The sequence below is a fragment of the Halalkalicoccus subterraneus genome, assembly GCF_003697815.1.
In the GTDB taxonomy this organism is placed as follows: Archaea; Halobacteriota; Halobacteria; order Halobacteriales; family Halalkalicoccaceae; genus Halalkalicoccus; species Halalkalicoccus subterraneus.
On sequence record NZ_RDQG01000008.1, the window covers coordinates 14,365 to 35,072 of the forward strand.

Here is a 20,708-nt window from a genome sequence, read left to right on the forward strand (position 1 = left end):
TTGTGAAGCGCGCTCAGACCCCACGGCCCGGTGTCGGTCGTTCCTCCTCGACGATCGACTCCTTCCAGGTGCCACGCAGGAACCACCCGACCGAGAGCACCGCACCGACGACGTGGCCGAGGGTCATCCCGACCCAGATCCCCGTCGGTCCCCAGCCGGCGGTAAAGGCGAGCAGATACACGGCAGGCACGCGCACGCCCCAGAGGTTGAGCCACGACAGCGCCATCGCGGTCTTCGTGTTGCCCGCACCACGGAAAGCCCCGAGAACGACCTGCATCACGCCGATGAAGGCGAACTCGGCGGAGCGGATCCGCAGGTAGTCGGTCGCGAGCGCGATGGTTTCTGCCGCACCGGGCACGTCCGAACCGAGGAAGACGGCGTTGATCGGGCGGGCGAAGACCACCGCGACCGCGGCGACACCGATCATCACCCCGCCACCCGCGCCGGCCGCGAGCCGCACGGCCCGTTCGGCACGTTCGGGTTTCTCGGCCCCCAGGTTCTGCCCGACGATCGTCTCGGTGGCCTTCGACAGGCCCAACGCGGGCAGGAAGACCAGCGAGATCAGACGGTTGCCGAGCCCGTAGGCCGCGACTACAGGCGGCGCGAAGGAGGCGACCATCGCGGTCAGGGCCACGAGCGCAAGCGCGTTCGCGGACTGCTCGAGGGAGGTCGGAACGCCGAGGCGAACGATCTCGCGGATGTTCTCGGGGTCGAGGCGCAGGTGCGAAAGCGAGAGGTCGGGACCGGAGGAGGTCCGAAAGAGGACGTAGAAGGCGAGCACGCTGGCGACACCCCGCGAGAAGACGGTCGCGATCGCCGCCCCCTCGATGCCGTAGCCCGAAAATCCCGTCAGGGAAAACAGCAGGAATTCGAGCGAGGACAGCGAGAGCCACTCGAAGAGCGGGTTGCCGTCGAACCCGAAGATCAGGAAGGGGTCGATGGCGACGTTGAGCACGACGCTAATGAACATGAGTCGCATCGGCAGGCGGGTGTTGCCCGACCCGCGCATCAGCGCCTCGAAGACGTAAAACCCGAAGAGGAAGGGCAGACCGAGGAAGAACACCCGCATGTAATCGGCCGCGAGCGGGATCACCCGCGCAGTCGTCTCCGGGTCGCTCGGGAGCAAGGAGAGGGCGGGTGCGGTGTAGAAGTATCCGATCAGCCCCAAGAGGGTCGCGAGCAGGCCGACGAACGCCAGCGTCTGTCCCGCGAACAGTCCCGCCGACTCGTCGCTCTCGGCGCCGGTGTACTGGGCGACGAGGATGCTGCCGGCGGTCGTGAAGCCGGCGGCGATCGCGATCAAGAGAAAGACGAGCGGGAAGGCGAGGCTGATCGCGCCGACGGCGTCCGCGGAAAGCTGGCCGAGCCAGAGCGTGTCGGCGAGGTTGTAGGCGACCTGCAGGACCTGAAAGACGACGATGGGCCAGGCCAGTCGGGCCATCGGGCGGATCAGCCCGCCGCTGGTGAGGGTGCTCTCGGAATCGACCACTACGTTTCGAAACGGAGGGGAGCGCGAAGAAGGTACTGAAACCGGTCAGGGCGTCTCGTTGGTCTCGATGGAAAACTCCCCGCGCGGGTAGGCCACGCAGGTCAGGGTGTAACCCTCGCCGATCTCGTTCTCGTCGAGCATCTGCTGGTTGTCGTGTTCGACGTAGTCCTCGGAGGGGCCATCCGCGATGCGGCCACCACAGGAGACACACTGGCCCTGCCGGCAGGCGTACGGCAGGTCCCAGCCCTGCTCCTCGCCCTGATCGAGGATCGGTTCGTTGTTCGCGAGTTCGATCGTCTCGCCCTGCTTGACGAACTCAACCTCGTAGTACTCGATCTCGTCCTCGGGGATGTCGCCCGGTCCCGCGGCGTCCTCCTCGCCACCCTCCTCGAGTTCGCCCTCGCTTTCGCCACCGCCGACGGCCGCGGCGGCCCCGCCACCGCCGCCGATCGCGCGGTTCATCGGTTCGGGGAAGTCGGTCTCGGGGACGGTCGCCGCGCGCCGTTCGAGGACCTCATCTGTGATGTCGTCGGGGGCCACCCGCTCGGTGCCCCTCGCGTAGTGGAGCGCGACCGCGGTGAGGGCCAGAAGGGTCCCGATCGAGAGCGAGAATACGTCTACCATATGCGCGGGAGTACGGAAGGGTGGGTTAAGGATATTGTGATCCACCCGGTTGCGGGGCTATTCGACGGTGCGAACGAGGATCGCGCTCGCGAGGAAACAACAGATCAGCCCGGCGTAGGCCGTCCCGTAGCTCGCGTACTGGGCGACGAGACCCGTATAGACCGGGCCCAGGCTGCCCGCACCGAAGAAGACGCCCCGACTCAACCCGTAATCCCCGCCCAGCGAGTCGGGGGCGAGCCGGGCCATCAGATACGCGTTCATCACCGGCCAGAAGCTCATCAGCCCGACGGCGAAGAGGACGATCCCCAGCCCCACAAGAGGCCCGCTCGCGACGACGAGCACCGAGAGACCGAGCGCGCCGACGAGTGGGGCGCTCCCGCCGACACGGCGATGGCCGAAACGGTCGCCGAGGTCGCCGATCGTGGGGCTGATCACGAGCCCGATCAGGAACACCGCGACGAACGCGCCGTTTGCCAGCGCCGGCGAGAGACCCTTTTCGAGTCGGAGAAAGGTCGGCAGGAAGCCGATGGCCGCCTGCCAGACGAACATGTAGAGACAGAACAGCCCGAGCAGCCGGCGGATCGACGGCGAGTCGAACAGCCGACCGACCGTCGGACGGGGATCGAGTGAGGCTCGCGAGAGGACGTACGGCTCGCGGCTCCAGCGGTGGACACCCGCGCCGACGCAGGCGAGGCCCACGAGAACCGGAAGGAAGGCAAGGCGCCAGCTCGCGAGGGCGACCGCGAGCGTCGCGAACCCGCCGGCCAGAGCACTGCCGAAGCTGTAGGAGGCGGCGATGACGCCGAGCGCGCGCCCGCGCCGATCGCCGAAGGACTCGAAGACCAGCGCCATGTTCGCCGGCTCGTAGAGCCCGACACCGATCCCGGCGACCGCGAGGCCCCCGAGAAAGGCGAGAAACGTCGGGGCGCTGGCCGCGACGAGAAAGCCGACGACGAGCACCGCGACGCTCGCGACCAGCACCGTCTTTCGCGAGAGGAGATCGGAGGACCGGCCGCCGGGGAACATCGCGAGGGCGCCGCAGGCCCACATGACCGTCAGTCCGACGCCGGCCTGCGAGGGCGCGATTTCGAACTCGGCGATGATCGCCGGCAACGCGGGCGCGATCACCAGCTGGCCCGCGAGCAGAGCCGCGACGCCGACCGACAGGACCGCGAGCATCCGGCCACGCCCGCCGTCGAAGGCGACCGAGCCGAACGCGGGGGTGGAGGGCGAATCATTCACAGACGATAGATGTGATATGAAGGTGTTTCGGCGTTTCGTTTCGGGGAACCGCTATGGGGGCCCTCCGCGAACCCGACGCATGGAGATAGAGATCCTGCTGTACGAGGGGTTCGACGAACTCGACGCGATCGGGCCCTACGAGGTCTTTCGAACCGCGGCCGAGGCCGGCGGTGCTCTCGGCGTCTCGCTGGTGGCCCACGACCCCGCCGAGCGGATCACGGCGAGCCACGGCCTGCGTGTGGAGCCGGACGGTGAACTGGGCGAGCCCGATCTGCTCGTGGTGCCCGGCGGCGGGTGGAGTTCGAGGGACGACCGGGGGACGTGGGGCGAGTACGAGCGAAACGACCTTCCCCCGCTGATCGCCGAGCGGCACGACCAGGGGGCGACCGTCGCGTCGGTCTGTACGGGGGCGATGCTGCTCGAACGGGCGGGACTGCTCGACGGCCGGCCCGCCGTGACCCACGCGGGCGCTCTCGATGACCTGCGGGGGACGGCGGCCGAGGTGGTCGGAACCCACGCCGTGGACAGCGAGGACCGTGGTTCCTCCGGCCGTACGAACGAGGCGGTGCCTCGCGTCGTGGACGACGGCGACGTCCTGACGGCGGGCGGCGTCACCTCGGGGATCGACCTCGCGCTGTGGCTCGTCGAACGGGAGAGCGGCGAGGGGCTCGCCGGGAGCGTGGCGACGACCCTCGAATACGAACGGAGCGCGGTCTATCGGTCCTGATCCCGCCGAGCGGCCTCTATTCTCGGCTCCGATGTCGCCGCTCGCCCTGTCGTCGCTCTCGATCGTTCGCGTGCTCACTCCCTGCGAGCGACCTCGTGTCGGCCGAAGCCGTAGCGGAGCCGGTTCGCGAGTCGCCGGGAGAACCGCCCCTCCTCGGGGGCACGCGAGCCGAAGCGCTCCGAGAGCGCCTGGTAGATGATCGGCAGCGCGATCTCCTGTTCGAGGGCCTCCTGGACCGTCCACGTTCCGGTCGAACCGCCGGCGACGTAGTCGTCGACGTCGCCCAGATCCGTCCCTTCCTCGCGGAACGCCTCCTCGCAGAGTTCGAGCAGCCAGGATCGAATCACCGCACCGTGGTTCCACGTCCGGGCGACGCTCTCCAGATCGAGGTCGTACCGGCCCTCACTGAGTAGCTCGAACCCTTCCCCATACGCTTGCATCAGCGCGTATTCGACGCCGTTGTGGACCATTTTCACGTAGTGGCCCGCGCCCGAGGGGCCCATCCGGTCGTGGCCCGCAGGGCCGGTGGCGACGGCGTCGAACGCCGGGGCGAACTCGTCGTAGGCCCATTGGGGCCCGCCGACCATCAGCGAGAAGCCCGCCTCGGCGCTGGCGGGCCCGCCCGAGGTCCCGCAGTCGAGGTAGGCCGCGTCGGTCGCCTCGCTTCGCTCGACAGAGCGTTCGAAATGCGAGTTGCCCCCGTCGACGACGATATCGTTCTCTCCGAGGTGAGGATCCAAGTCCGAGAGCGTGGCGTCGACGGCCTTGCCGGCGGGGACCATCAGCCAGATCCGTTTCTCCTCGCCAAGTGTTTCCGCGAGATCCTCGACGGAATCGGCGGGGGTAGCTCCCGCCTCCGCGGCGCGCCCGACCGCCTCGCTGTCCAGATCGTAGGCCACCACGTCGTGGCCCGCGTCCATGAGTCGGTCCGCGACGATCAGCCCCATCCGTCCGAGTCCGATGACGCCAAGTTGCATGGGAGGTGGTCGAAAGGGCGCGGGCATACCGGTTGCGGTTCGCCGGGAGCCGGGACGCGAACCTTTATCAAAAGCCGGTCGCTCCCACTACGTATGAGCGTGGTTCCGCGGGCGGTACGCGTAGTACGTCGGTAGTTCTCGTTTCGACAACGTAATTCACTTACGCTCACTGGAGAGACTCACCACATGGACGATAGTTACGACCCCGGCGCCGTCGAGCCCCGGTGGCGCGAGCGCTGGGCCGAGGAGGAGGTGTATCGATACGAAGGCGACGAACAGCGTCCGGAGTACGTCATCGACACGCCGCCGCCGTACCCCACGGGCAACCTCCACATCGGCAACGCGCTCGGCTGGTGTTACATGGACTTCGCCGCCCGCTTCCAGCGCCTGCAGGGCAAGGACGTGCTCTACCCGCAGGGCTGGGACTGCCACGGCCTGCCAACGGAGGTGAAGGTCGAGGAGAACCACGGCATCCACCGCACGGACGTCTCGCGCGAGGAGTTCCGCGAGCTGTGTGTCGAACACACAGAATCCCAGATCGACGCGATGAAGGAGACGATGGGACTGTTGGGCTTCTCGCAGGACTGGGACCACGAGTTCCGCACGATGGACTCCTCCTACTGGGGCAAAACCCAGAAGTCGTTCGTCGAGATGGCCGAGGACGACTACGTCTACCGGGACGAACACCCGGTCAACTGGTGTCCGCGCTGCGAGACGGCGATCGCGGACGCCGAGGTCGAAAACGAGGATCGCGGGGGCACCCTCTTTACGATCCGGTTCGATGGAGCCGACAACGACGCGATCGAGATCGCCACCACGCGGCCCGAACTGCTCGCGGCCTGCGTCGCGGTCGCGGTCGACCCCGACGACGAGCGCTACGAGGGACGGGTCGGCGAGAGCTTCGAGGTACCGATCTTCGGCCAGGAGGTCGAACTCATCTCGGACGCGGACGTCGACTCGGAGTTCGGCACCGGCGCGGTGATGATCTGTACGTTCGGGGACAAACAGGACGTCGACTGGTGGGCCGAGTACGACCTCCCCCTCAGAACCGTGCTGACCGAGGACGGCCGGCTGAACGAGCGCGCCGGCGAGTTCGAGGGGCTGACCGTCGACGAGGCCAAAGACGAGATCGCCTCGGCGCTCCAGAAGGGCGGCTACCTCCAGGACGAGGAGCCCGTCGAGCAGTCGGTCGGCACCTGCTGGCGATGTGATACCCCCATCGAGATCCTCTCGAAGGAGCAGTGGTTCATCCGCGTCGACGGGGAGGAGATCCTCGAGAAAGCTCGAGAGATCGAGTGGATCCCCGAGCACATGTACGCCCGACTGGAGGAGTGGACCGAGGGCATGGAGTGGGACTGGGTGATCAGCCGCCAGCGCGTCTTCGCCACCCCGATCCCGGCGTGGTTCTGCGAGGAGTGCGGGCACGTCCACGTCGCCGAGAGCGAGGACCTACCGGTCAAACCCACCAGCGAGGATCCCGAGATCACGTGTCCCGAGTGCGGTGCCGAGGACTGGACCGGCGAGACCGACGTGATGGACACGTGGATGGACTCGTCGATCTCGGCGCTGCACGTCGCGGGCTGGCCCGACGAGGAGTTCTCGCCCGTGCAACTGCGCGAGCAGGGCCACGACATCATCCGGACGTGGGCGTTCTACACGATCCTGCGGACCGCCGCCCTCGAGGACGAGATCCCCTGGGAGCAGGCGCTGATCAACGGAATGGTCTTCGGCGAGGACGGCAACAAGATGTCCAAATCGCGGGGCAACTTCGTCCAGCCCGAGGAGGTGGTGGAGGAACACGGGGCCGACGCGTTCCGGCAGGCGATCGCGCTCGGCGGCCAGCCCGGCTCGGACATCCAGTTCCAGTCGAAGGAGGTCACGAGTGCCTCTCGATTCCTCACCAAACTCTGGAACATCAGCCGGTTCGCCGACGGACATCTCGACGAGGACACCCCCACCGTCGACGCACCAGCCTACCGCGACGCCGACCGGTGGATCCTCACCGAGCTCGACTCGGTGGCCCGTGATGTCGAAGCAGACATGGAGGCCTATCGGTTCGACGCCGCACTCAGGAAGATCCGCGAGTTCGTCTGGCACGACCTGGCCGACGACTACCTCGAACTGATCAAGGGCCGGCTCTACGAGGGCCGCCCCGGCGAGCGCGACGCCGCCCGTCATGCCCTTTATACGACGCTCTCGGGCTCGCTCCGAATGCTCGCGCCCTTCTCGCCCTTCTTCACCGAGGAGCTCTATCGGGAGCTTCCGGGCACCGAGGGCAGCGTCCACGTCGCGGGGTGGCCGGCGGTCGAGGCCGACTGGAACCGCGAGGAAGCCATCACGGACGGCGAACTGATCGCCGACGCCGCGAGCACGATCCGTGGGTGGAAATCCGACTCGGGGATGGCGCTCAACGCCGACCTCGACCGGATCGAGCTCTACGCCGACGGCGAGGTCGAAGGACTCGACACCTACGACCTGAGCGAGGCTGTCAACGGCCCCGTCTACATCGAGGCGGGCCGCCCCGACGTCGAACTCGTGCCCGTCGAGGTCGAACCGGATCAGAGCGTCATCGGCCCCGAGTTCCGCGACCGGGCGGGTGCGGTGCTCGGTGCGCTCTCGGAGGCCGACCCCGCCGAGATCAGAGCTCAACGGGAAACGGGCGAGATCGAACTCGATGTCGATGGTGAAACCGTCACGCTCTCGCCGGAAGCCGTCGAGATCCGCGAGGAACGCCGCGCGGAAAGCGGCGAGGAGGTCGCGGTGCTCGAAGCCGAGCACGCGACCGTGCTCGTGTTCCCGTGATCGGTGACCGACCACGGGAGCAGGGAGTGAAGCGCAGCGAAACGGCCGCGTTCCCGTGAGCCGTAGTGCCCCGATTCACGGGGGCGGGAACGAAGCCGGTCGGTGGAGTGGCTGTGGTCCCGTACCCAGCGACACCGGCCTATCGACCGGCGCGTTTTTGGCCCCGCTGTGCGCGTTTCTCGCATGGACGAACGAGTTCACGAGCACGCCGAGGTGCTGGTCGACTGGAGCGCGCGCGTCGAGGCCGGCGACGACGTCGTGCTCTCGGTCGCGGAGGGGACACACGATCTGGCAGTAGCGGTTGCCGAGGAACTCGGCGACCGCGGTGCGAACCTCCTCACGACCTACGACTCCGACGAGGTGGCCCGCGCGTATCTCCGGGCACACGACGGGGGGTTCAGTACGGGGGAACACGAACTCACGATGGTCGAGAACGCGGACGTCTACCTACGGCTGGGCGGCGGACGAAACACCAGCGCGCTTGCGGACGTGCCCAGCACGGCCCGCCAGAAGTACGCCACGGCGACGGCGGAGCTTCGCGAGGCACGCATGGCGACCGACTGGGTTTCGACCGTGCATCCCACTCGCTCGCTCGCCCAGCAGGCCGGCATGGCCTACGAGGAGTACCGGAACTTCGCCTACAGCGCGATCCTGCGCGACTGGGAGGCGCTCGCCGGGGAGATGGCCGGGATGAAGGAGCTGCTCGATTCGGGGAGCGAGGTCCGCATCGAAAAGGAGAGGACGGACCTCACGATGTCGGTCGAAGGGCGTACGGCGGTGAACAGCGCCGCCTCGGTGTCCTACGACTCGCACAACCTGCCCTCGGGGGAGGTCTTCACCGCACCCCACGCGACCGAGGGCGAGGTGTTCTTCGACGTACCGATGACGATCAACGGCAAGCGACTGCGGGACGTTTCGCTCACCTTCGAGGGCGGCGAAGTCGTCGACTTCTCTGCCGGAGCCAACGAGGGCGAACTCGAAACGATCCTCGATACCGACGACGGCGCGCGCCGATCGGGAGAACTCGGCATCGGTATGAACCGCGGAATCGACCGCTTTACCGACAACATCCTCTTCGACGAGAAGATGGGCGATACGATCCATCTGGCGCTCGGACGGGCCTACGATGCCTGTCTGCCCGACGGCGAGGCAGGCAACGCCTCGGCGGTTCACGTCGACCTGATCACCGACATGAGCGAGGGCGTGATGGAAATCGACGGCGAAGTGGTTCAGCGAAACGGCGTCTTCCGATGGGAAGAGGGATTTGAGAGGTGAGGTGATGAACGGGCGGTTACCGGCTCCCGAACGGTTTTGTGTCGGGACAGTACTCCCATAGCGAACGGCGTTCGACCGCTGCCGACAGCGCGGGGGGTGTGCCGAATCGAGTGCTCGCCACGAGGGATCACCGACGAGGACCGTGAGAGCCCGTACGAACCACGGCGATTACTGAACCGCCTCCGCGACCGGGGCGACCCGGACGTGGCGGGCGACGTCCTCGGGCAGCGAGACGCGGCCGTCCGCGGTGCTGACGGTCACCATCCCGAACGGGGCGACCTCCTCGACGGACAGGGAGACGCCGGGGTTGACCCCGCGTTCCGAGAGGTATTCGAGGACGGTGGGGTCCCGATCGCTCACTTCGCGGACCTCGACGGTTTCGCCCTCGCCGCACTCGGCGAGCGCCTCGCCGGTCGGCTCGGCGGGCGGCTCTAAGTCCGCGTTCGGGATCGGCGCGCCGTGGGGATCGACCGTCGGATCCTCGAGAGTCGCCGCCACACGCTCCTCGAAGACCTCGCTGATGTGGTGTTCGAGCCGATCGGCCTCGTCGTGGACCTCGCTCCACGTGAAATCGAGGTGCTCGGTGAGGTACGCTTCGAGCAGCCGGTGGTGGCGGACCACTTCGAGGGCGACGCGCTCGCCGTCGGTCGTGAGGGTCACGCCCTTGTACTTCTCGCGGTCGGCCAGTCCCCGCTCCGCGAGTTTCGAGAGCATACTCGTCACCGTCGGCGGCGTCACGTCGAGGTGTTCGGCGATCGCCGACGTTCGCACGCGCTCGCCGTCCCCACCGTCTTGGAGCTGGTAGATGGCCTTGAGGTAGTCCTCCATGACGGCACTGAGCATCATCGCTCGTATTAGACGCGCCGAAATCCTAAGTCTATCGACGTCGAATCGAGGTCCGCAGTCTCGCTGGCGACCGTAAACAGCGCCACACCACGACGCTCGTCGGTTTCACTGACTACGATCGGTTTCGACTCGGGAAGGTACGGCTGAGGGGAGTAAGCCCCCTTCTGTTCGGCCCGGCATTCGGCTGAGCGCGCGCGCCCGTGTCCGGGCTACCATACGACGCTCTCGCATCGGGGCGCGGGCTTGCACCGTCGAGGATGGCCGTTCCATCCGTTCTCCGCCGTCGGCATTCGGTCGGTGACTCCCCTCCCTCACGGGTCGGGTTCGCGGACCTCATCACTCGGGCGAAGCGGTATCGTTTCTGTTCCAGTGCCAGCGCTCTCGCGCTCCGGGTTTGCACCCGGTCGACTGCCCGGACGGTGGGGGGACTTTCCTCGTTTGCGTGCCCGTAGGACACGAGACGGAGGAGGGATAGCCCTCCCGCGTGCAGTCGCGTCCGGCGGGTCATGCCACGGTGGCCGGGCTCCCTCTGCCGGGTTATTCTACTCGGCTGGCGCGAATAAGTCGTTCGCTCGGGGGTCGTCAGACGCATCGGCCGGAACAGAAGGTTTCAAGTCCGATACTCCCGACATACGGGATATGTCCGAGGCCCAGGCCGTACGCCTGAACTACGAGGACGGTCTTCGAGCCGTCGAGTTGGCGCGCGAAGCGATCGAGTCATACGTCTGTCATGGCCAGCGCGAACAGCCCGGTAGCATGCGCGAGGCGTTCTACCAGCGGACGGGCGCGCTCGTGCGCATCGAATCCACCCGCGGGCGGGGAAGCCTGCGGGGCTGTGCCGGTTCGTACCAGACCGACGAGCAGTTGGGCCACGCGATCGTCGACGCCGCGATCACCGCCGCCAGCGACGACTCCTGTGGATCCGAGCTCAACGCGTCGGAACTCAACAGCGTGGTCGTCTCGACCTGTATCGTCCGGGACGTGCTGTTGACCGACGACCCGCTTGCCGACCTCGAACTCGGCACCCACGGCGTCGCGATCGACGCCGGCGATCGCGGCGGGTGGCTCTACCCGACGATCCCCGTCGAGAACGACTGGAGCGCCCGCGAGTACCTCGAGCGGGCCTGCCGGAAGGCCCGCCTCCCGCCGACCGCCTGGCAGGACGAGGACGTGATGGTCGTCCTGTTCAGCGGCGAGGTCTTCCGCGAGCGCGAGCCCAACGGTTCGATCGAGCACCTCTCCCTATAGAACGCGCTCCGCGTCCGCCCGTATCCGTTCTTCCGCCGCCTCGATACCGAACTCCCGAGCGACTTCGCCGCCCTCGACCAGTGGCTCCAACAGCGCCTCGCCCTCGGGTCCCTCGCGGTCCGCTAGGGCGACGTGGTGGCCTCCGTCGTCGGTTCTGTAGACCTCCTTCACTCCGGGGAGTTTCCCCCGCTTGGAGATCGACTCGCTCTCGATCTCGACGATGTCGAGCGCGAAGTCGACCGGGTCGGCACTCGTGATCGCCCCGCCGACGCCGAACCCCTCGGCGACCCCCCGAAGTTCGCGCAGGTCCCCCGGACCGAGCCCGCCCGAAGCGAAGATCCCGACGTCCTCGTAGCCCCGCGAGTCGAGATGCCAGCGCAGCTCCCTGAGGATGTGTTCGAAATCGCCGCGCCGAGACCCGGTAGTGTCGATCCGGACGCTGTCCAGGTCGTCGCCCAGCGCCTCGATCGCCCCGAGCACCTCCTCGATCTCGTCCGAGAAGGTATCACAGAGCGCGATTCGTGGGACCTCCTCGGGGACGGCCTCGTCGAAGGCCCGGAAGGCTTCCTCTTGGTTGCCCCGACCGAAACAGAGCAACAGGGCGTGGGGCATCGTGCCGCCGGCCTCCCGTCCCAGGACTTCGCCGGCGGCCACGTGCGAGAACCCGTCGAGTCCGGCGACCAGCGCCGCACGCTCGACGGTCGGCGCGAGCATCGGGTGGAGGTGGCGCGCGCCGAACGAGAGCACCTGCGAGTCGGGGGCCGCCCGCCGCACATCGAGGGCGGCCGTGAGGAACGCGCTCGCCTGCGAGAGGAAGCCGAGAATCGAGGTCTCGTAGCGCGCGAACTCGAGATACGGCCCCTCGATACGCATCACCGGGCCGCCGTCGAACAGCCGGCCCTCGCGGATCGCGTACGCGTCGATGTCGAGCCCCGAAAGGAGGTGTGCGACGTCCTTCACGCCGCCAACGGCCTCGAACTCGCCGGTGGGGAACTGGTCGGCGGTCACCTCGGCGACGACGTGAGGGTTTTTGTTAGCGTGTTCGAGCGTCGTCTCCGTGCGAAGGAAGTAGGCGTCGGTCGCGGTTCCCTCGCGGATCGCCTCCGGGGAGAGCGTCTCGAAGGGGTTGTCCATACGGCGAGTTCGGTGGGCGACCTCGAAAAAACCACGTGGTTAGCGCCGTCGGACGAGGAGGTAGGCCGCGATTGCCAGTGTAGCGAGCGCGACCGGGATCCCGAACCCGGGCAACGCGTCGCCCGTGTCTTCCGCGTCGTCCCCATCGCCGTCCTCGCGTGTGGGTTCGTCGGCGGTCTCGCCCGGACTCCCCCCGGTTCCGGGCCGGGCGTCCCCGGAAACCGCCGCGAGCGCGTCGACCGTGGGCGCGTGGGTGATCGTCACCGTCTCCTCGTCGACGGTCACGTGGTAGGCTCCCTCGTAGCCGCCGTCGTCGATACGGTAGGTGTCGGGTTCGACCCGCTCGCCGCCCCAGTAGGCGAGCAGGTCGTCGAACCCGGCGGCGAAGGTGTCGGCATCGTCGGGTGAGTCCCACGCCAGCCTCCAGACGTAGCCGATCTCCTCACTGTTCTCGTAGACGTGCAGTCGGTCGCCGTCCCAGCCGGTGGCGTACTCGTGGCCGTACTCGAAGGCGCCGTAGGCCGGCGGTTCGGACCCCTCGTAGGTGAACCACTCGTCCGCGGGGATCACCCAGTCCTGTCCGCCGCTGTCGTAGAGGGGGTTGATGAACATCGTCGTGACGGCGGCCATTCCGAGCCGGTCGTAGTCGGGGCCGGTGTCGGGTTCGAGACGCTCCCAGTCGCCCGAGTTGGTGTCCTCGATCGCCACGTCGCGGGGCTGGTCGGCCGGGTAGGCCGCGGGGTCGATCACCTGCTCGGTAGTCACGGGTGGTTCGTCGTAGAGATCGTTGACGGCCGCCCAACCACCGGCCTCGTGAACCGACTCGATGAACGTCGGGCCCGAGTCGTAGGGGTAGAAATCGAGCAGGAGCAACCCGAGGTTCGCGGGCTGGTCGGGCTGTTCGCCCTCGCCGGGTTCGGCGTCGGCCGGAATCAGACACTCCCACTCCTCGCCACAGCGCTGTTCGTAGAGCGTCTCGAGGTAGACCGCGTCGCCCTCGATCAGCCCGAGTTCGGCGCTCGACCCGTCCTGTGTGCGGCTGTCGTAGCCCGCGAGGCCCCACTCCTGATCCTGGTAGGCGTGAACGAGCTCGTGGGCGAGCGTGAGTTCGTTTACCCGTGGTTCCTCCGCGTTCGAGACGAGGACGATCTCGGCGGTTTCCGAGGAGTAGAAGCCGGCGACCGCGGTGTCCATGTTCTCGTTTTGGACCGCGGTGGCGTTCTCGTCGCCCCCGACGAGAAACAGCGCTCGAAGCTTCGCGTTCTCGAAGGCGGCGCGGTCTTCGGGGGGGTTCGCGCCCAGTCCCGCGTACTCGCTCCGGAACTCCTCGCGGGTGACGACCGTCACGGACGGGCGCTCCTCGAACTCGACGCCCCGGATCGACTCGATGCGAACCATCGAACGCTCGACGACGGCTTCGAGTTCGGCGTCGGAGAGGCCCTCGTCCGCACTGAGCCCGAGTTCGTCGTCGGCGTCGGCCCCGGCCCCGCGCCAGTCGGCGTCAGTTTGGGCCGCGGCGGGTTCGCTCGGCGCGAGCGGCGCGCCGGTGGCGACGACCACCACACAGAGGGTGAGGACGACGAGGGCGATGGGGCGGCGCATACTCGATGCAGGGAGGCCCACGTGAAAAACGTATCCGCCAGCCCGTACAGTTAGGGCGATCGACACCCAACACGGGATATGGAGTTCGATCCCGAATCGACGGTGCTGATCGTCGTCGACATGCAGAACGGCTTCTGTCACGAGGAGGGGAGCCTGTACGCGCCCGCGAGCGGGGCGGCGATCGACCCGGTAGGGGAGGTCATCGAGACCGTCCGCGAAGCGGGCGCACAGGTGCTCTACACGCGGGACGTCCACCCGCCCGGCCAGTTCGACGGGAACCACTACTACGACGAGTTCGACCGCTGGGGCGAGCACGTCCTCGAAGGGTCGTGGGAGGCGGAAATCGTCGCGGAGCTCGCTCCTGACGAGGAGGATCATGTCGTCGAGAAACACACCTACGACGCCTTCCACGACACCGAACTGGAGGGATGGCTCCGTGCCCGAGGTATCGACGACCTGCTGATCTGTGGCACGCTGGCGAACGTCTGCGTCCTTCATACGGCCGGCAGCGCCGGGTTGCGGGACTTCAGGCCGGTCGTGATCGAGGATTCGTTGGGGTACATCGAGGAGGACCACCGGGAGTACGCCGTCGAGCACTCCGAATGGCTGTTCGGCGAGGCGATGAGAAGGGCCGACATCGAGTTCGAGTGAGGGGAAGGGAAACGGACATCCACGCCGGCTGGCGGCGGTTCGTGCCGACGGTCAGTCGGCACGGAACAGCCGGTAGGCGCCCTGACCGGTCGCGATGGGGGCGCGCCCCTCCGGCGTCTCGCTCTCGACGGTGATCTCGCTCACCCCGACGCTCCCCCCGGCGCGGATCACCTCCGCCGTGGCCGTGAGGTCGCTGGTCGCGCGTTCGAGGTAGTTGACGTTCAGGTTGATCGTCGCCACGCCGCCCTCGAAGGGGTCGTCGAGGGTCGTCCGCAGCGCTAGCCCGCCGGCGGTATCGACCAGCGTGGCGGCGACCCCGCCGTTGATCTCCGGGCGGACGTCGCGGCCCTCCGGGTGGGCGTTGGTGAGCTTGTCGTCATACGGGATCGACATGACCATCCGGCCCTCCTCGAGGGAATCGACGCGCGCGCCGAGCCACGAGAGGAACTCGTGGTGGTCGTCGATGTACGCTTGGAGGAACCCGCTGTCGACGGCGAGGTCGGTCATACGTCACGTCCAGAGCCCGAGGACTTGTACTCACCGGCATCGGATCTCGACTTCGACCCGGTCGCCGATCGAGAGGTCGTGACCCGGACGGACGAGTTTCGCGCCCAGCGTCTCCCGGCCGGCAGAGAGAGAAATCCCGGTGATCTCCTCGCCGTTGGCTCGCACCTCGATGGGGTTCCACTTGATGTGCCGCCCCGTCGCGGTGCCGATCCGCTCGCCGAGCAGCGAGACGGGCCCCGACGCGCCCGCGAACGCCCCGCCGCCCTCGTAGTGGGGGAGCCCACCATCGAGCGCCGTCTCTCCCGAGTCGTCGGCGATCCCCGCGAAGCGCTCGCCGGGGGAAGGGTGGGCGGGCGAATCGAGCACGGCGAAGGTCTCGCCGACGGCGTTGACGCGCCCGGTGCCGTCCCACGCCACCGGTTCGACCGCACAGTCGAGGTCGATGGGGAGCGATCCGGAGGCTCGATACGGGTTCGCGTCGGGCGCGCGAAAGCCCAGATGGACGTGGTCGTCGACCCACGGAGCGAAAAAGCCCGCGCGAACGGTGGTTCCCAGCGGATCGCCGATTTCGACGTGCTCGCCCGCCGAAACGACGGGATCGACGTGGAGGATCCGGGCGACGTGCTCCCCGCAGTCGATCAGGATCAGGTGGTCGTGATCGGGCGCGTAGGGTTTCGGCGGCGCGCGGACGGTCCGGACGTCGATCACCTCGCCGGAAACGGGACTCGGCGCGCCCTCCGCGGGATAGAGGTCGATCGCACGGCCCCGGTCGTGGGCGGCGTACGGGGAGTTGTAGAGGCTGAGCCGGGGATACCGCGCGAGGAGTTCGTGCGAGAGGGTGACGGACATGCTCGGGGGTTCGGGCGCGAGGGTTTAGCCCCGTCGCCTTCTATCCTACCTATGCGCGTGCTTCGGGGGCGGGCGGAGTCGATCGAGGCGGACCGTCGGGTGACGGCGGGGATGCTCGAACGGGCCGGCGAAACCCGCAAGCCAGCGGTCCGGGTCTGGACGCCCCATCGCCAGCTCGCCTTCGGTCGCCGGGACGCGAACGAACCGGACTACGGCGAAGCCTACGAAATCGCCGAGAAACGAGGGTTTCCGCCGGTGGAGCGAAGCGTCGGCGGCCGGGCGGTCGCCTACACCGGGACGACGCTCGCGTTCGCCCATGTGATCCCCATCGACGACCCCCGTGAGGGATTGAACGCCCGGTACGACGGGGCGAGCGAGCGGGTGCGGGAGGCGCTCGCCAGCCTCGGCGTCACCGTCGAGCGCGGCGAACCCCCCGAGAGCTTCTGTCCGGGCGCCCACTCGCTGAGTACGGACGGAAAGATCGTCGGGATCGCCCAGCGCGTTACCAGTAGAACCGCGCTCGTCTCGGGGATCGTCGTCGTCGCCGACCGCGGGGAGATCGCGGGCGTGCTTTCTCCCGTGTACAATGCCCTCTCGATCTCCTTCGATCCCGACTCGGTGGGTAGCGTCGCACGGGCGGGCGGGCCGGATGACCCCGAGCGGGTCGCCCGGGCGATCGAGGACCGCTTGGTCGACGGCACTCCACAGAAGATCGAGCGGATCGACCGAAAGCCGTAGGCCGCGGGGCACAAGAGGGGAGGTATGCTCATCGCGAACGCCACGCTGGCCGACGGGCGGACGGTCGACGTCCGGGTCGAGGGCGAGCGGATCGACGCCGTAGAGCCCTCGCTTCCGGGCGAGGCCGACGTCGACGCCGACGGGAAGCTCCTCCTGCCGGGCGCGATCGACGCCCACGTCCACTTCCGCGAACCGGGATTTCCCCACAAGGAGACGTGGAAAACGGGCTCGAGGAGCGCCGCCGCGGGCGGGGTCACGACCGTGGTGGATCAGCCCAACACCGACCCGCCGACTACTGATGGGGCAGGCTTCGACGCGAAGGCCGAACTAGCTCGAAAATCGCTGGTCGACTACGGGATCAACGGCGGCGTGATCGAGGACTGGAATCCCGACGAACTGTTCTCCCGCCCGGTCCTCGCGCTCGGGGAGGTCTTCCTCGCCGATTCGACCGGCGGGATGGGGATCGGGCGCGAGTCCTTCGAGGAGGCGGTCTCGCGGGCCGCTCGGGAGGGCGTGACCGTGACCGTCCACGCCGAGGACGCCACGCTGTTCGACGAGGAGACGCTCGAACGCGCAGGCGAGAAGGTCGGCCGGGAGGCCGACGCCGACGCCTGGAGCGGGTTTCGCACTGCTGAGGCCGAGGCCGCGGCGGTCGAACTCGCCTGCGAGGTCGGCGGCCGGAGCGACGCCGAGATCCACGTCGCCCACACATCGACGCCCGAAGGAATCGACATCGCCACGGAGGCCGGCGCGACCTGCGAGGTCTGCCCGCACCACCTCTTCCTCTCGCGGGCGGACCTCGACGAGTTGGGTACGTTCGGAAGAATGAACCCGCCGCTCAGGAGCGAGGAGCGCAGGGAAGCGGTCGCAGAGCGGGTGCAGGACGGTACCGTCGACGTCGTCGCGACAGATCACGCCCCCCACACCCGCGAGGAGAAGGAGGCCGGGGTGCGCGAGGCCCCGAGCGGCGTCCCCGGCGTCGAGACGATGGTCCCCCTCCTGCTGGCGGCGGCCGAACGCGGCGAACTGACCCGCGAGCGGGTGCGCGACCTGGTCGCCGCGAACCCCGCTCGGGTGTTCGATCTACCGCGGAAAGGGGAAGTCAGGGAAGGGATGGACGCGGATCTGGCGCTCTACGACCCCGAGCAGGTCGAGACGATCCGCGGGGAGACGCTGCACTCGAAGGCGGGATGGACGCCCTTCGAGGGTCACGAGGGCGTCTTCCCCGAGGTGACGCTGGTTCGGGGATCGATCGTCTACGAGCGCGGTTCGGGCGGGGAGCGGTTCGGCGAGGCGGTCGGGCGGAACGTACGGGAGTGATCGCGGACTACTCCAGTTCCTCGCCACAGTGCGGGCAGGTTTCGTGGTCGTGGCCGGTCTCCTCGGCGCGAAAGCGCTCGCTCGAACGCCGAACGTCGCGCATCACCTCCGAAATGCGGTCCTCGACGTCGAGTTCGTCGTTCGCGGCCAGATCCGCGCCCTCGACTTCGAGCAGGAACTTCGCGACCTCCGTGACCTCGTACATCAGGTCGTCGAGCTCCTCGGCGGTGAAAAAGCCGCTCATCGCGCCGTAGAGGAAGGTCGCGCCGGATTTGGTGACCTTCTCCTCGAAGGAGGCCCGGGCCTGATTGACGGCTTGGGGCGAGTAGGTATCGGTCATGAAGGGCACCAGTTCGGGCAGGTTCTCCCCGATCTTGGTCATCTCGACGCCGGTCTCAGTACGGAAGTCCGCACACAGCCGGGCGATGGCCCACTCGCGGGCGGTAACGTAGGTGCGGTCCCGGAGGAAGCCGTTGACCCGGTCGTAGGCCGCCCCGTCCATCTTGGTGAAGCGAGCGTAGCGGCGCACGTCGTCCGGGGTATCCGAGTCGTCCGTCGAGGGTGCCGATCCGGCCGTCTCGTCCGTGCCGGTCGGTTCGTCGTCGGTCTCGGGATCGGAGGACGAAGGGTTGGGCATGGGGTGGGTTTCGGAGCCGGGGGAAAAAACGTATCGCCCGGTAGGCTTTTGCGAGGAGGCCTCGAACGCCGGATCATGAAACTGCTGTTGGGTATCGGTGGTAGCGACGACTCCTGGCGGGCGCTCTCGCGGACCGCCGAACGCGCCGCGGAGGCGGACGACTCGCTCACCGTCGCTATCCTCGAAAACCCCGACTCGGAGATGTCCCCCGAAGAGATCGAGGGAAAGGTCGAAAAGACCCTCTCGGAGCACGACGTCGAGGCCGAGATCCGTCACGTCGAGGGCGATCCCGGCGCGATGCTCGTCGAGATCGGCGACGGTGAGGGCTACGACCAGATCGTCCTCGGGGGCGGTCAGCGAAGCCCGATGGGGAAGATCAGTGTCGGACAGGTCGCGGAGTTCGTCGTGTTGAACGCCGAAACCAGCGTCACGTTGGTCAGATAGATGACCGACTACGACTACCCCGAGGAGGTCACCGGCCCGTTCGACGCGCCCCCCATCGCGTTCGAGGACCGCGAGGACCGGCCCATCGAGATCAGGGTATACGACGAGGCACAGTTCGACGCTCTCTGTGAGATGTACGACACCTTCGACCCCGCGGACCGCGCCCAGGGGATCCCGCCGGCCCGCGAGGAGCGGGTGCGAAGTTGGCTCGACGTGATCCTCAACGAGGGCCAGGACGTCATCGCGGTCGATATCTCCGGAAGCGACGGACCCGGAGACCAACCGGAGGCGGATACGCCCGGTGAGACGGACGGGGAACGGGTCGTCGGTCACGCCACCCTCGTCCCCGACGGGGACGACGCGACCGAACTCGCCATCTTCGTCCACCAGGACTACCAGGGCGCGGGGATCGGCTCGCGACTCATCCGCGCGCTGTTGGGCTACGGCGCCGAGCAAGGGATCGAGAAGGTCTGGCTGACCGTCGAGCGCTGGAACCACCCGGCGGTGAACCTCTACGAGTCGGTCGGGTTCGAGTCCAGTAGCGTCGAAAGTTTCGAACTCGAGATGGCGCTGCGGTTGAACTAGGTCGAGAGGACGGGCTGGCTCGCATACAGCAGGACGTACTCCGCGGCGCGTTCGAGGACGTCGCCAGGGCCGTCGGTCGAGGGTTCGCGCGGGATGACGAGGAAGTCGGCGTCGACCTCCTCGGCACAATCGAGGACGGCGCTGCCGGGGTGGCGGGTCTTCTGGGTGGTCGAAAACCCGTAGGCGGAGGAGGAGGTGACCTCGACGTCGGTTCCCGCCGCGGTCTCGGCGGCGGTCCGGGCGAAGGCCTCGGTGTCGCTCGCGACGGCCTCGCGATCGATCGTGTCGGTCTCGATCCCGCGGACGAGTTCCTCGCCGAGGACGTGGACGACGTGGACCGAGGCCTCGTACTTCTCGGCGATCGCAACGGCGTACTCGATCGCGGTGACCGACTCGTCGCTCCCGTCGACCGGGACGAGGACGGTCTCGACGGACAGTGGCTCGCTCATAGCTACCCCTGTGTCACCCCGCATCAAAAACCCACCTCCCAACGGGTGGTTTTATTCTCGCGGGCGCAGTACCCCCGCCATGTTCGACACCGTCGTCATCGCCACCGACGGCTCCGAGAGCGTCGATCGGGCCGTCAGCGTCGCGCTCGATTTCGCCGCGCGCTTCGATGCGACCGTCCACGCGCTCTACGTCGTCGACTCCACGGAGGTCGATTCCTCTCCCGGGGAGCTTCAGGAAGACCTCCACGACGCCCTCGAGCGACAGGGCGAGCGCGCGCTCGAACGCATCGACGCCGCGGCCGACGACGTCGTCACCAGCGTCCGGGAGGGGCGACCCGTCGCCGAGGTCTGTGCGTACGCCCTCGAACACGACGCCGACGTGGTCGCGACCGGAACCCGCGGGCGCCACGGCGAGAATCGCCTCCTGTTGGGAAGCGTCGCGGAGGGAGTCGTGCGCACCTGCTCGGTGCCCGTCCTCACCGTCCGCCAGCTCGACGACGGAGGCGAGACGGCCCCGGCCTGAGGGCCGGAAAACCGGGGCTCCTTTCCCCCCGCACGCTCT

General features: G+C 67.9%; 21 protein-coding genes and 1 other RNA gene. 10 read left to right on the forward strand and 12 right to left on the reverse strand.

Going from position 1 to position 20,708, the window contains the following annotated elements:
• Window positions 1–13: 13 nt before the first annotated feature.
• From EAO80_RS02320 to EAO80_RS02330, 3 genes are all read right to left on the reverse strand, one after another.
• Window positions 14–1,441 carry an MATE family efflux transporter gene (locus tag EAO80_RS02320; RefSeq protein ID WP_368280509.1) on the reverse strand — a complete coding sequence of 476 codons (1,428 nt, stop codon included), beginning with the start codon at window positions 1,439–1,441 and terminating at the stop codon, window positions 14–16.
• 93 nt (window positions 1,442–1,534) lie between these two features.
• On the reverse strand, window positions 1,535–2,113 hold the full coding sequence (locus EAO80_RS02325) for a 2Fe-2S iron-sulfur cluster-binding protein (RefSeq protein WP_122088330.1): 579 nt from the start codon (window positions 2,111–2,113) through the stop codon (window positions 1,535–1,537).
• A gap of 57 nt (window positions 2,114–2,170) precedes the next feature.
• The gene (locus EAO80_RS02330; RefSeq protein ID WP_122088331.1) at window positions 2,171–3,355 is read right to left on the reverse strand and encodes an MFS transporter; all 1,185 of its coding nucleotides are present in this window, start codon (window positions 3,353–3,355) and stop codon (window positions 2,171–2,173) included.
• 79 nt (window positions 3,356–3,434) lie between these two features.
• Between EAO80_RS02330 and EAO80_RS02335 the strand changes: the two genes are divergently transcribed.
• A complete protein-coding gene (locus tag EAO80_RS02335) occupies window positions 3,435–4,082 on the forward strand; it encodes a DJ-1/PfpI family protein (RefSeq protein ID WP_122088332.1) in 648 nt (215 codons plus the stop codon).
• Between the two features lie 74 nt (window positions 4,083–4,156).
• Here the strand turns inward: EAO80_RS02335 and gnd are convergent, their stop codons facing one another.
• The gene (gene gnd / locus EAO80_RS02340) at window positions 4,157–5,059 is read right to left on the reverse strand and encodes a phosphogluconate dehydrogenase (NAD(+)-dependent, decarboxylating) (RefSeq protein WP_122088333.1); all 903 of its coding nucleotides are present in this window, start codon (window positions 5,057–5,059) and stop codon (window positions 4,157–4,159) included.
• Between the two features lie 186 nt (window positions 5,060–5,245).
• Here gnd and EAO80_RS02345 point away from each other — a divergent pair, with 186 nt between their 5' ends.
• Together EAO80_RS02345 and EAO80_RS02350 are read left to right on the forward strand one after the other, a co-directional pair.
• The gene (locus EAO80_RS02345) at window positions 5,246–7,861 is read left to right on the forward strand and encodes a valine--tRNA ligase (RefSeq protein ID WP_122088334.1); all 2,616 of its coding nucleotides are present in this window, start codon (window positions 5,246–5,248) and stop codon (window positions 7,859–7,861) included.
• Between the two features lie 183 nt (window positions 7,862–8,044).
• A complete protein-coding gene (locus EAO80_RS02350; RefSeq protein WP_122088335.1) occupies window positions 8,045–9,136 on the forward strand; it encodes an aminopeptidase in 1,092 nt (363 codons plus the stop codon).
• 168 nt (window positions 9,137–9,304) lie between these two features.
• Here EAO80_RS02350 and EAO80_RS02355 read toward each other — a convergent pair whose 3' ends face one another.
• Window positions 9,305–9,982 carry a metal-dependent transcriptional regulator gene (locus EAO80_RS02355; protein ID WP_122088336.1) on the reverse strand — a complete coding sequence of 226 codons (678 nt, stop codon included), beginning with the start codon at window positions 9,980–9,982 and terminating at the stop codon, window positions 9,305–9,307.
• Between the two features lie 141 nt (window positions 9,983–10,123).
• Window positions 10,124–10,516, reverse strand: an RNA gene (gene rnpB, locus EAO80_RS02360) — RNase P RNA component.
• A 105-nt stretch (window positions 10,517–10,621) separates the two neighbouring features.
• On the opposite strand from rnpB, the gene EAO80_RS02365 reads away from it, so the two are divergent.
• Window positions 10,622–11,230 (forward strand): TIGR00296 family protein, encoded by a 609-nt coding sequence (locus tag EAO80_RS02365; protein ID WP_122088337.1) that lies wholly within the window; start codon window positions 10,622–10,624, stop codon window positions 11,228–11,230.
• Here EAO80_RS02365 and EAO80_RS02370 read toward each other — a convergent pair.
• On the reverse strand, window positions 11,225–12,364 hold the full coding sequence (locus EAO80_RS02370; protein ID WP_122088338.1) for a nicotinate phosphoribosyltransferase: 1,140 nt from the start codon (window positions 12,362–12,364) through the stop codon (window positions 11,225–11,227). The two genes, EAO80_RS02365 and EAO80_RS02370, sit on opposite strands and share 6 nt — an antisense overlap.
• 39 nt (window positions 12,365–12,403) lie before the next feature.
• Window positions 12,404–13,966 carry an Hvo_1808 family surface protein gene (locus EAO80_RS02375; RefSeq protein WP_122088339.1) on the reverse strand — a complete coding sequence of 521 codons (1,563 nt, stop codon included), beginning with the start codon at window positions 13,964–13,966 and terminating at the stop codon, window positions 12,404–12,406.
• A 78-nt stretch (window positions 13,967–14,044) separates the two neighbouring features.
• Here EAO80_RS02375 and EAO80_RS02380 point away from each other — a divergent pair, with 78 nt between their 5' ends.
• Window positions 14,045–14,617, forward strand: a complete 573-nt coding sequence (locus EAO80_RS02380) for a cysteine hydrolase family protein (protein WP_122088340.1) — start codon at window positions 14,045–14,047, stop codon at window positions 14,615–14,617.
• A gap of 51 nt (window positions 14,618–14,668) precedes the next feature.
• On the opposite strand, the gene EAO80_RS02385 is transcribed toward EAO80_RS02380, so the two are convergent.
• Together EAO80_RS02385 and EAO80_RS02390 are read right to left on the reverse strand one after the other, a co-directional pair.
• Window positions 14,669–15,124 carry a PaaI family thioesterase gene (locus EAO80_RS02385; protein ID WP_122088341.1) on the reverse strand — a complete coding sequence of 152 codons (456 nt, stop codon included), beginning with the start codon at window positions 15,122–15,124 and terminating at the stop codon, window positions 14,669–14,671.
• Window positions 15,125–15,154: 30 nt separating this feature from the next.
• The gene (locus EAO80_RS02390) at window positions 15,155–15,973 is read right to left on the reverse strand and encodes a hypothetical protein (protein ID WP_122088342.1); all 819 of its coding nucleotides are present in this window, start codon (window positions 15,971–15,973) and stop codon (window positions 15,155–15,157) included.
• Between the two features lie 51 nt (window positions 15,974–16,024).
• On the opposite strand from EAO80_RS02390, the gene EAO80_RS02395 reads away from it, so the two are divergent.
• Together EAO80_RS02395 and EAO80_RS02400 are read left to right on the forward strand one after the other, a co-directional pair.
• A complete protein-coding gene (locus EAO80_RS02395) occupies window positions 16,025–16,711 on the forward strand; it encodes a lipoate--protein ligase family protein (RefSeq protein WP_122088343.1) in 687 nt (228 codons plus the stop codon).
• A 24-nt stretch (window positions 16,712–16,735) separates the two neighbouring features.
• On the forward strand, window positions 16,736–18,031 hold the full coding sequence (locus EAO80_RS02400; RefSeq protein ID WP_122088344.1) for a dihydroorotase: 1,296 nt from the start codon (window positions 16,736–16,738) through the stop codon (window positions 18,029–18,031).
• Window positions 18,032–18,038: 7 nt separating this feature from the next.
• Here the strand turns inward: EAO80_RS02400 and EAO80_RS02405 are convergent, their stop codons facing one another.
• Window positions 18,039–18,668, reverse strand: coding sequence for a DUF5806 family protein (locus EAO80_RS02405; protein ID WP_122088345.1), 630 nt, complete (start codon window positions 18,666–18,668; stop codon window positions 18,039–18,041).
• A gap of 75 nt (window positions 18,669–18,743) precedes the next feature.
• On the opposite strand from EAO80_RS02405, the gene EAO80_RS02410 reads away from it, so the two are divergent.
• Together EAO80_RS02410 and EAO80_RS02415 are read left to right on the forward strand one after the other, a co-directional pair.
• On the forward strand, window positions 18,744–19,112 hold the full coding sequence (locus tag EAO80_RS02410) for a universal stress protein (protein ID WP_122088346.1): 369 nt from the start codon (window positions 18,744–18,746) through the stop codon (window positions 19,110–19,112).
• Window positions 19,113–19,697: a GNAT family N-acetyltransferase gene (locus tag EAO80_RS02415; protein ID WP_122088347.1), complete on the forward strand. Its 585-nt coding sequence runs from the start codon at window positions 19,113–19,115 to the stop codon at window positions 19,695–19,697. It abuts the gene before it with no gap.
• Here the strand turns inward: EAO80_RS02415 and EAO80_RS02420 are convergent.
• On the reverse strand, window positions 19,694–20,146 hold the full coding sequence (locus EAO80_RS02420; protein ID WP_122088348.1) for a universal stress protein: 453 nt from the start codon (window positions 20,144–20,146) through the stop codon (window positions 19,694–19,696). The two genes, EAO80_RS02415 and EAO80_RS02420, sit on opposite strands and share 4 nt — an antisense overlap.
• 79 nt (window positions 20,147–20,225) lie before the next feature.
• Between EAO80_RS02420 and EAO80_RS02425 the strand changes: the two genes are divergently transcribed.
• Entirely contained in the window at window positions 20,226–20,669 is a 444-nt protein-coding gene (locus EAO80_RS02425; RefSeq protein WP_122088349.1) for a universal stress protein, read from the forward strand.
• Window positions 20,670–20,708: the final 39 nt, after the last annotated feature.

Coding starts and splice junctions, on each gene's coding strand:
- EAO80_RS02405 (WP_122088345.1), bottom strand. CDS start 18,668: ATGCCCAACCCTTCGTCCTCCGATCCCGAGACCGACGACGAACCGACC.
- EAO80_RS02410 (WP_122088346.1), top strand. CDS start 18,744: ATGAAACTGCTGTTGGGTATCGGTGGTAGCGACGACTCCTGGCGGGCG.
- EAO80_RS02370 (WP_122088338.1), bottom strand. CDS start 12,364: ATGGACAACCCCTTCGAGACGCTCTCCCCGGAGGCGATCCGCGAGGGA.
- EAO80_RS02320 (WP_368280509.1), bottom strand. CDS start 1,441: ATGGCCCGACTGGCCTGGCCCATCGTCGTCTTTCAGGTCCTGCAGGTC.
- EAO80_RS02420 (WP_122088348.1), bottom strand. CDS start 20,146: ATGAGCGAGCCACTGTCCGTCGAGACCGTCCTCGTCCCGGTCGACGGG.
- EAO80_RS02350 (WP_122088335.1), top strand. CDS start 8,045: ATGGACGAACGAGTTCACGAGCACGCCGAGGTGCTGGTCGACTGGAGC.
- EAO80_RS02345 (WP_122088334.1), top strand. CDS start 5,246: ATGGACGATAGTTACGACCCCGGCGCCGTCGAGCCCCGGTGGCGCGAG.
- EAO80_RS02375 (WP_122088339.1), bottom strand. CDS start 13,966: ATGCGCCGCCCCATCGCCCTCGTCGTCCTCACCCTCTGTGTGGTGGTC.
- EAO80_RS02365 (WP_122088337.1), top strand. CDS start 10,622: ATGTCCGAGGCCCAGGCCGTACGCCTGAACTACGAGGACGGTCTTCGA.
- EAO80_RS02325 (WP_122088330.1), bottom strand. CDS start 2,113: ATGGTAGACGTATTCTCGCTCTCGATCGGGACCCTTCTGGCCCTCACC.
- EAO80_RS02400 (WP_122088344.1), top strand. CDS start 16,736: ATGCTCATCGCGAACGCCACGCTGGCCGACGGGCGGACGGTCGACGTC.
- EAO80_RS02380 (WP_122088340.1), top strand. CDS start 14,045: ATGGAGTTCGATCCCGAATCGACGGTGCTGATCGTCGTCGACATGCAG.
- gnd (WP_122088333.1), bottom strand. CDS start 5,059: ATGCAACTTGGCGTCATCGGACTCGGACGGATGGGGCTGATCGTCGCG.
- EAO80_RS02395 (WP_122088343.1), top strand. CDS start 16,025: ATGCGCGTGCTTCGGGGGCGGGCGGAGTCGATCGAGGCGGACCGTCGG.
- EAO80_RS02415 (WP_122088347.1), top strand. CDS start 19,113: ATGACCGACTACGACTACCCCGAGGAGGTCACCGGCCCGTTCGACGCG.
- EAO80_RS02385 (WP_122088341.1), bottom strand. CDS start 15,124: ATGACCGACCTCGCCGTCGACAGCGGGTTCCTCCAAGCGTACATCGAC.
- EAO80_RS02355 (WP_122088336.1), bottom strand. CDS start 9,982: ATGATGCTCAGTGCCGTCATGGAGGACTACCTCAAGGCCATCTACCAG.
- EAO80_RS02390 (WP_122088342.1), bottom strand. CDS start 15,973: ATGTCCGTCACCCTCTCGCACGAACTCCTCGCGCGGTATCCCCGGCTC.
- EAO80_RS02335 (WP_122088332.1), top strand. CDS start 3,435: ATGGAGATAGAGATCCTGCTGTACGAGGGGTTCGACGAACTCGACGCG.
- EAO80_RS02425 (WP_122088349.1), top strand. CDS start 20,226: ATGTTCGACACCGTCGTCATCGCCACCGACGGCTCCGAGAGCGTCGAT.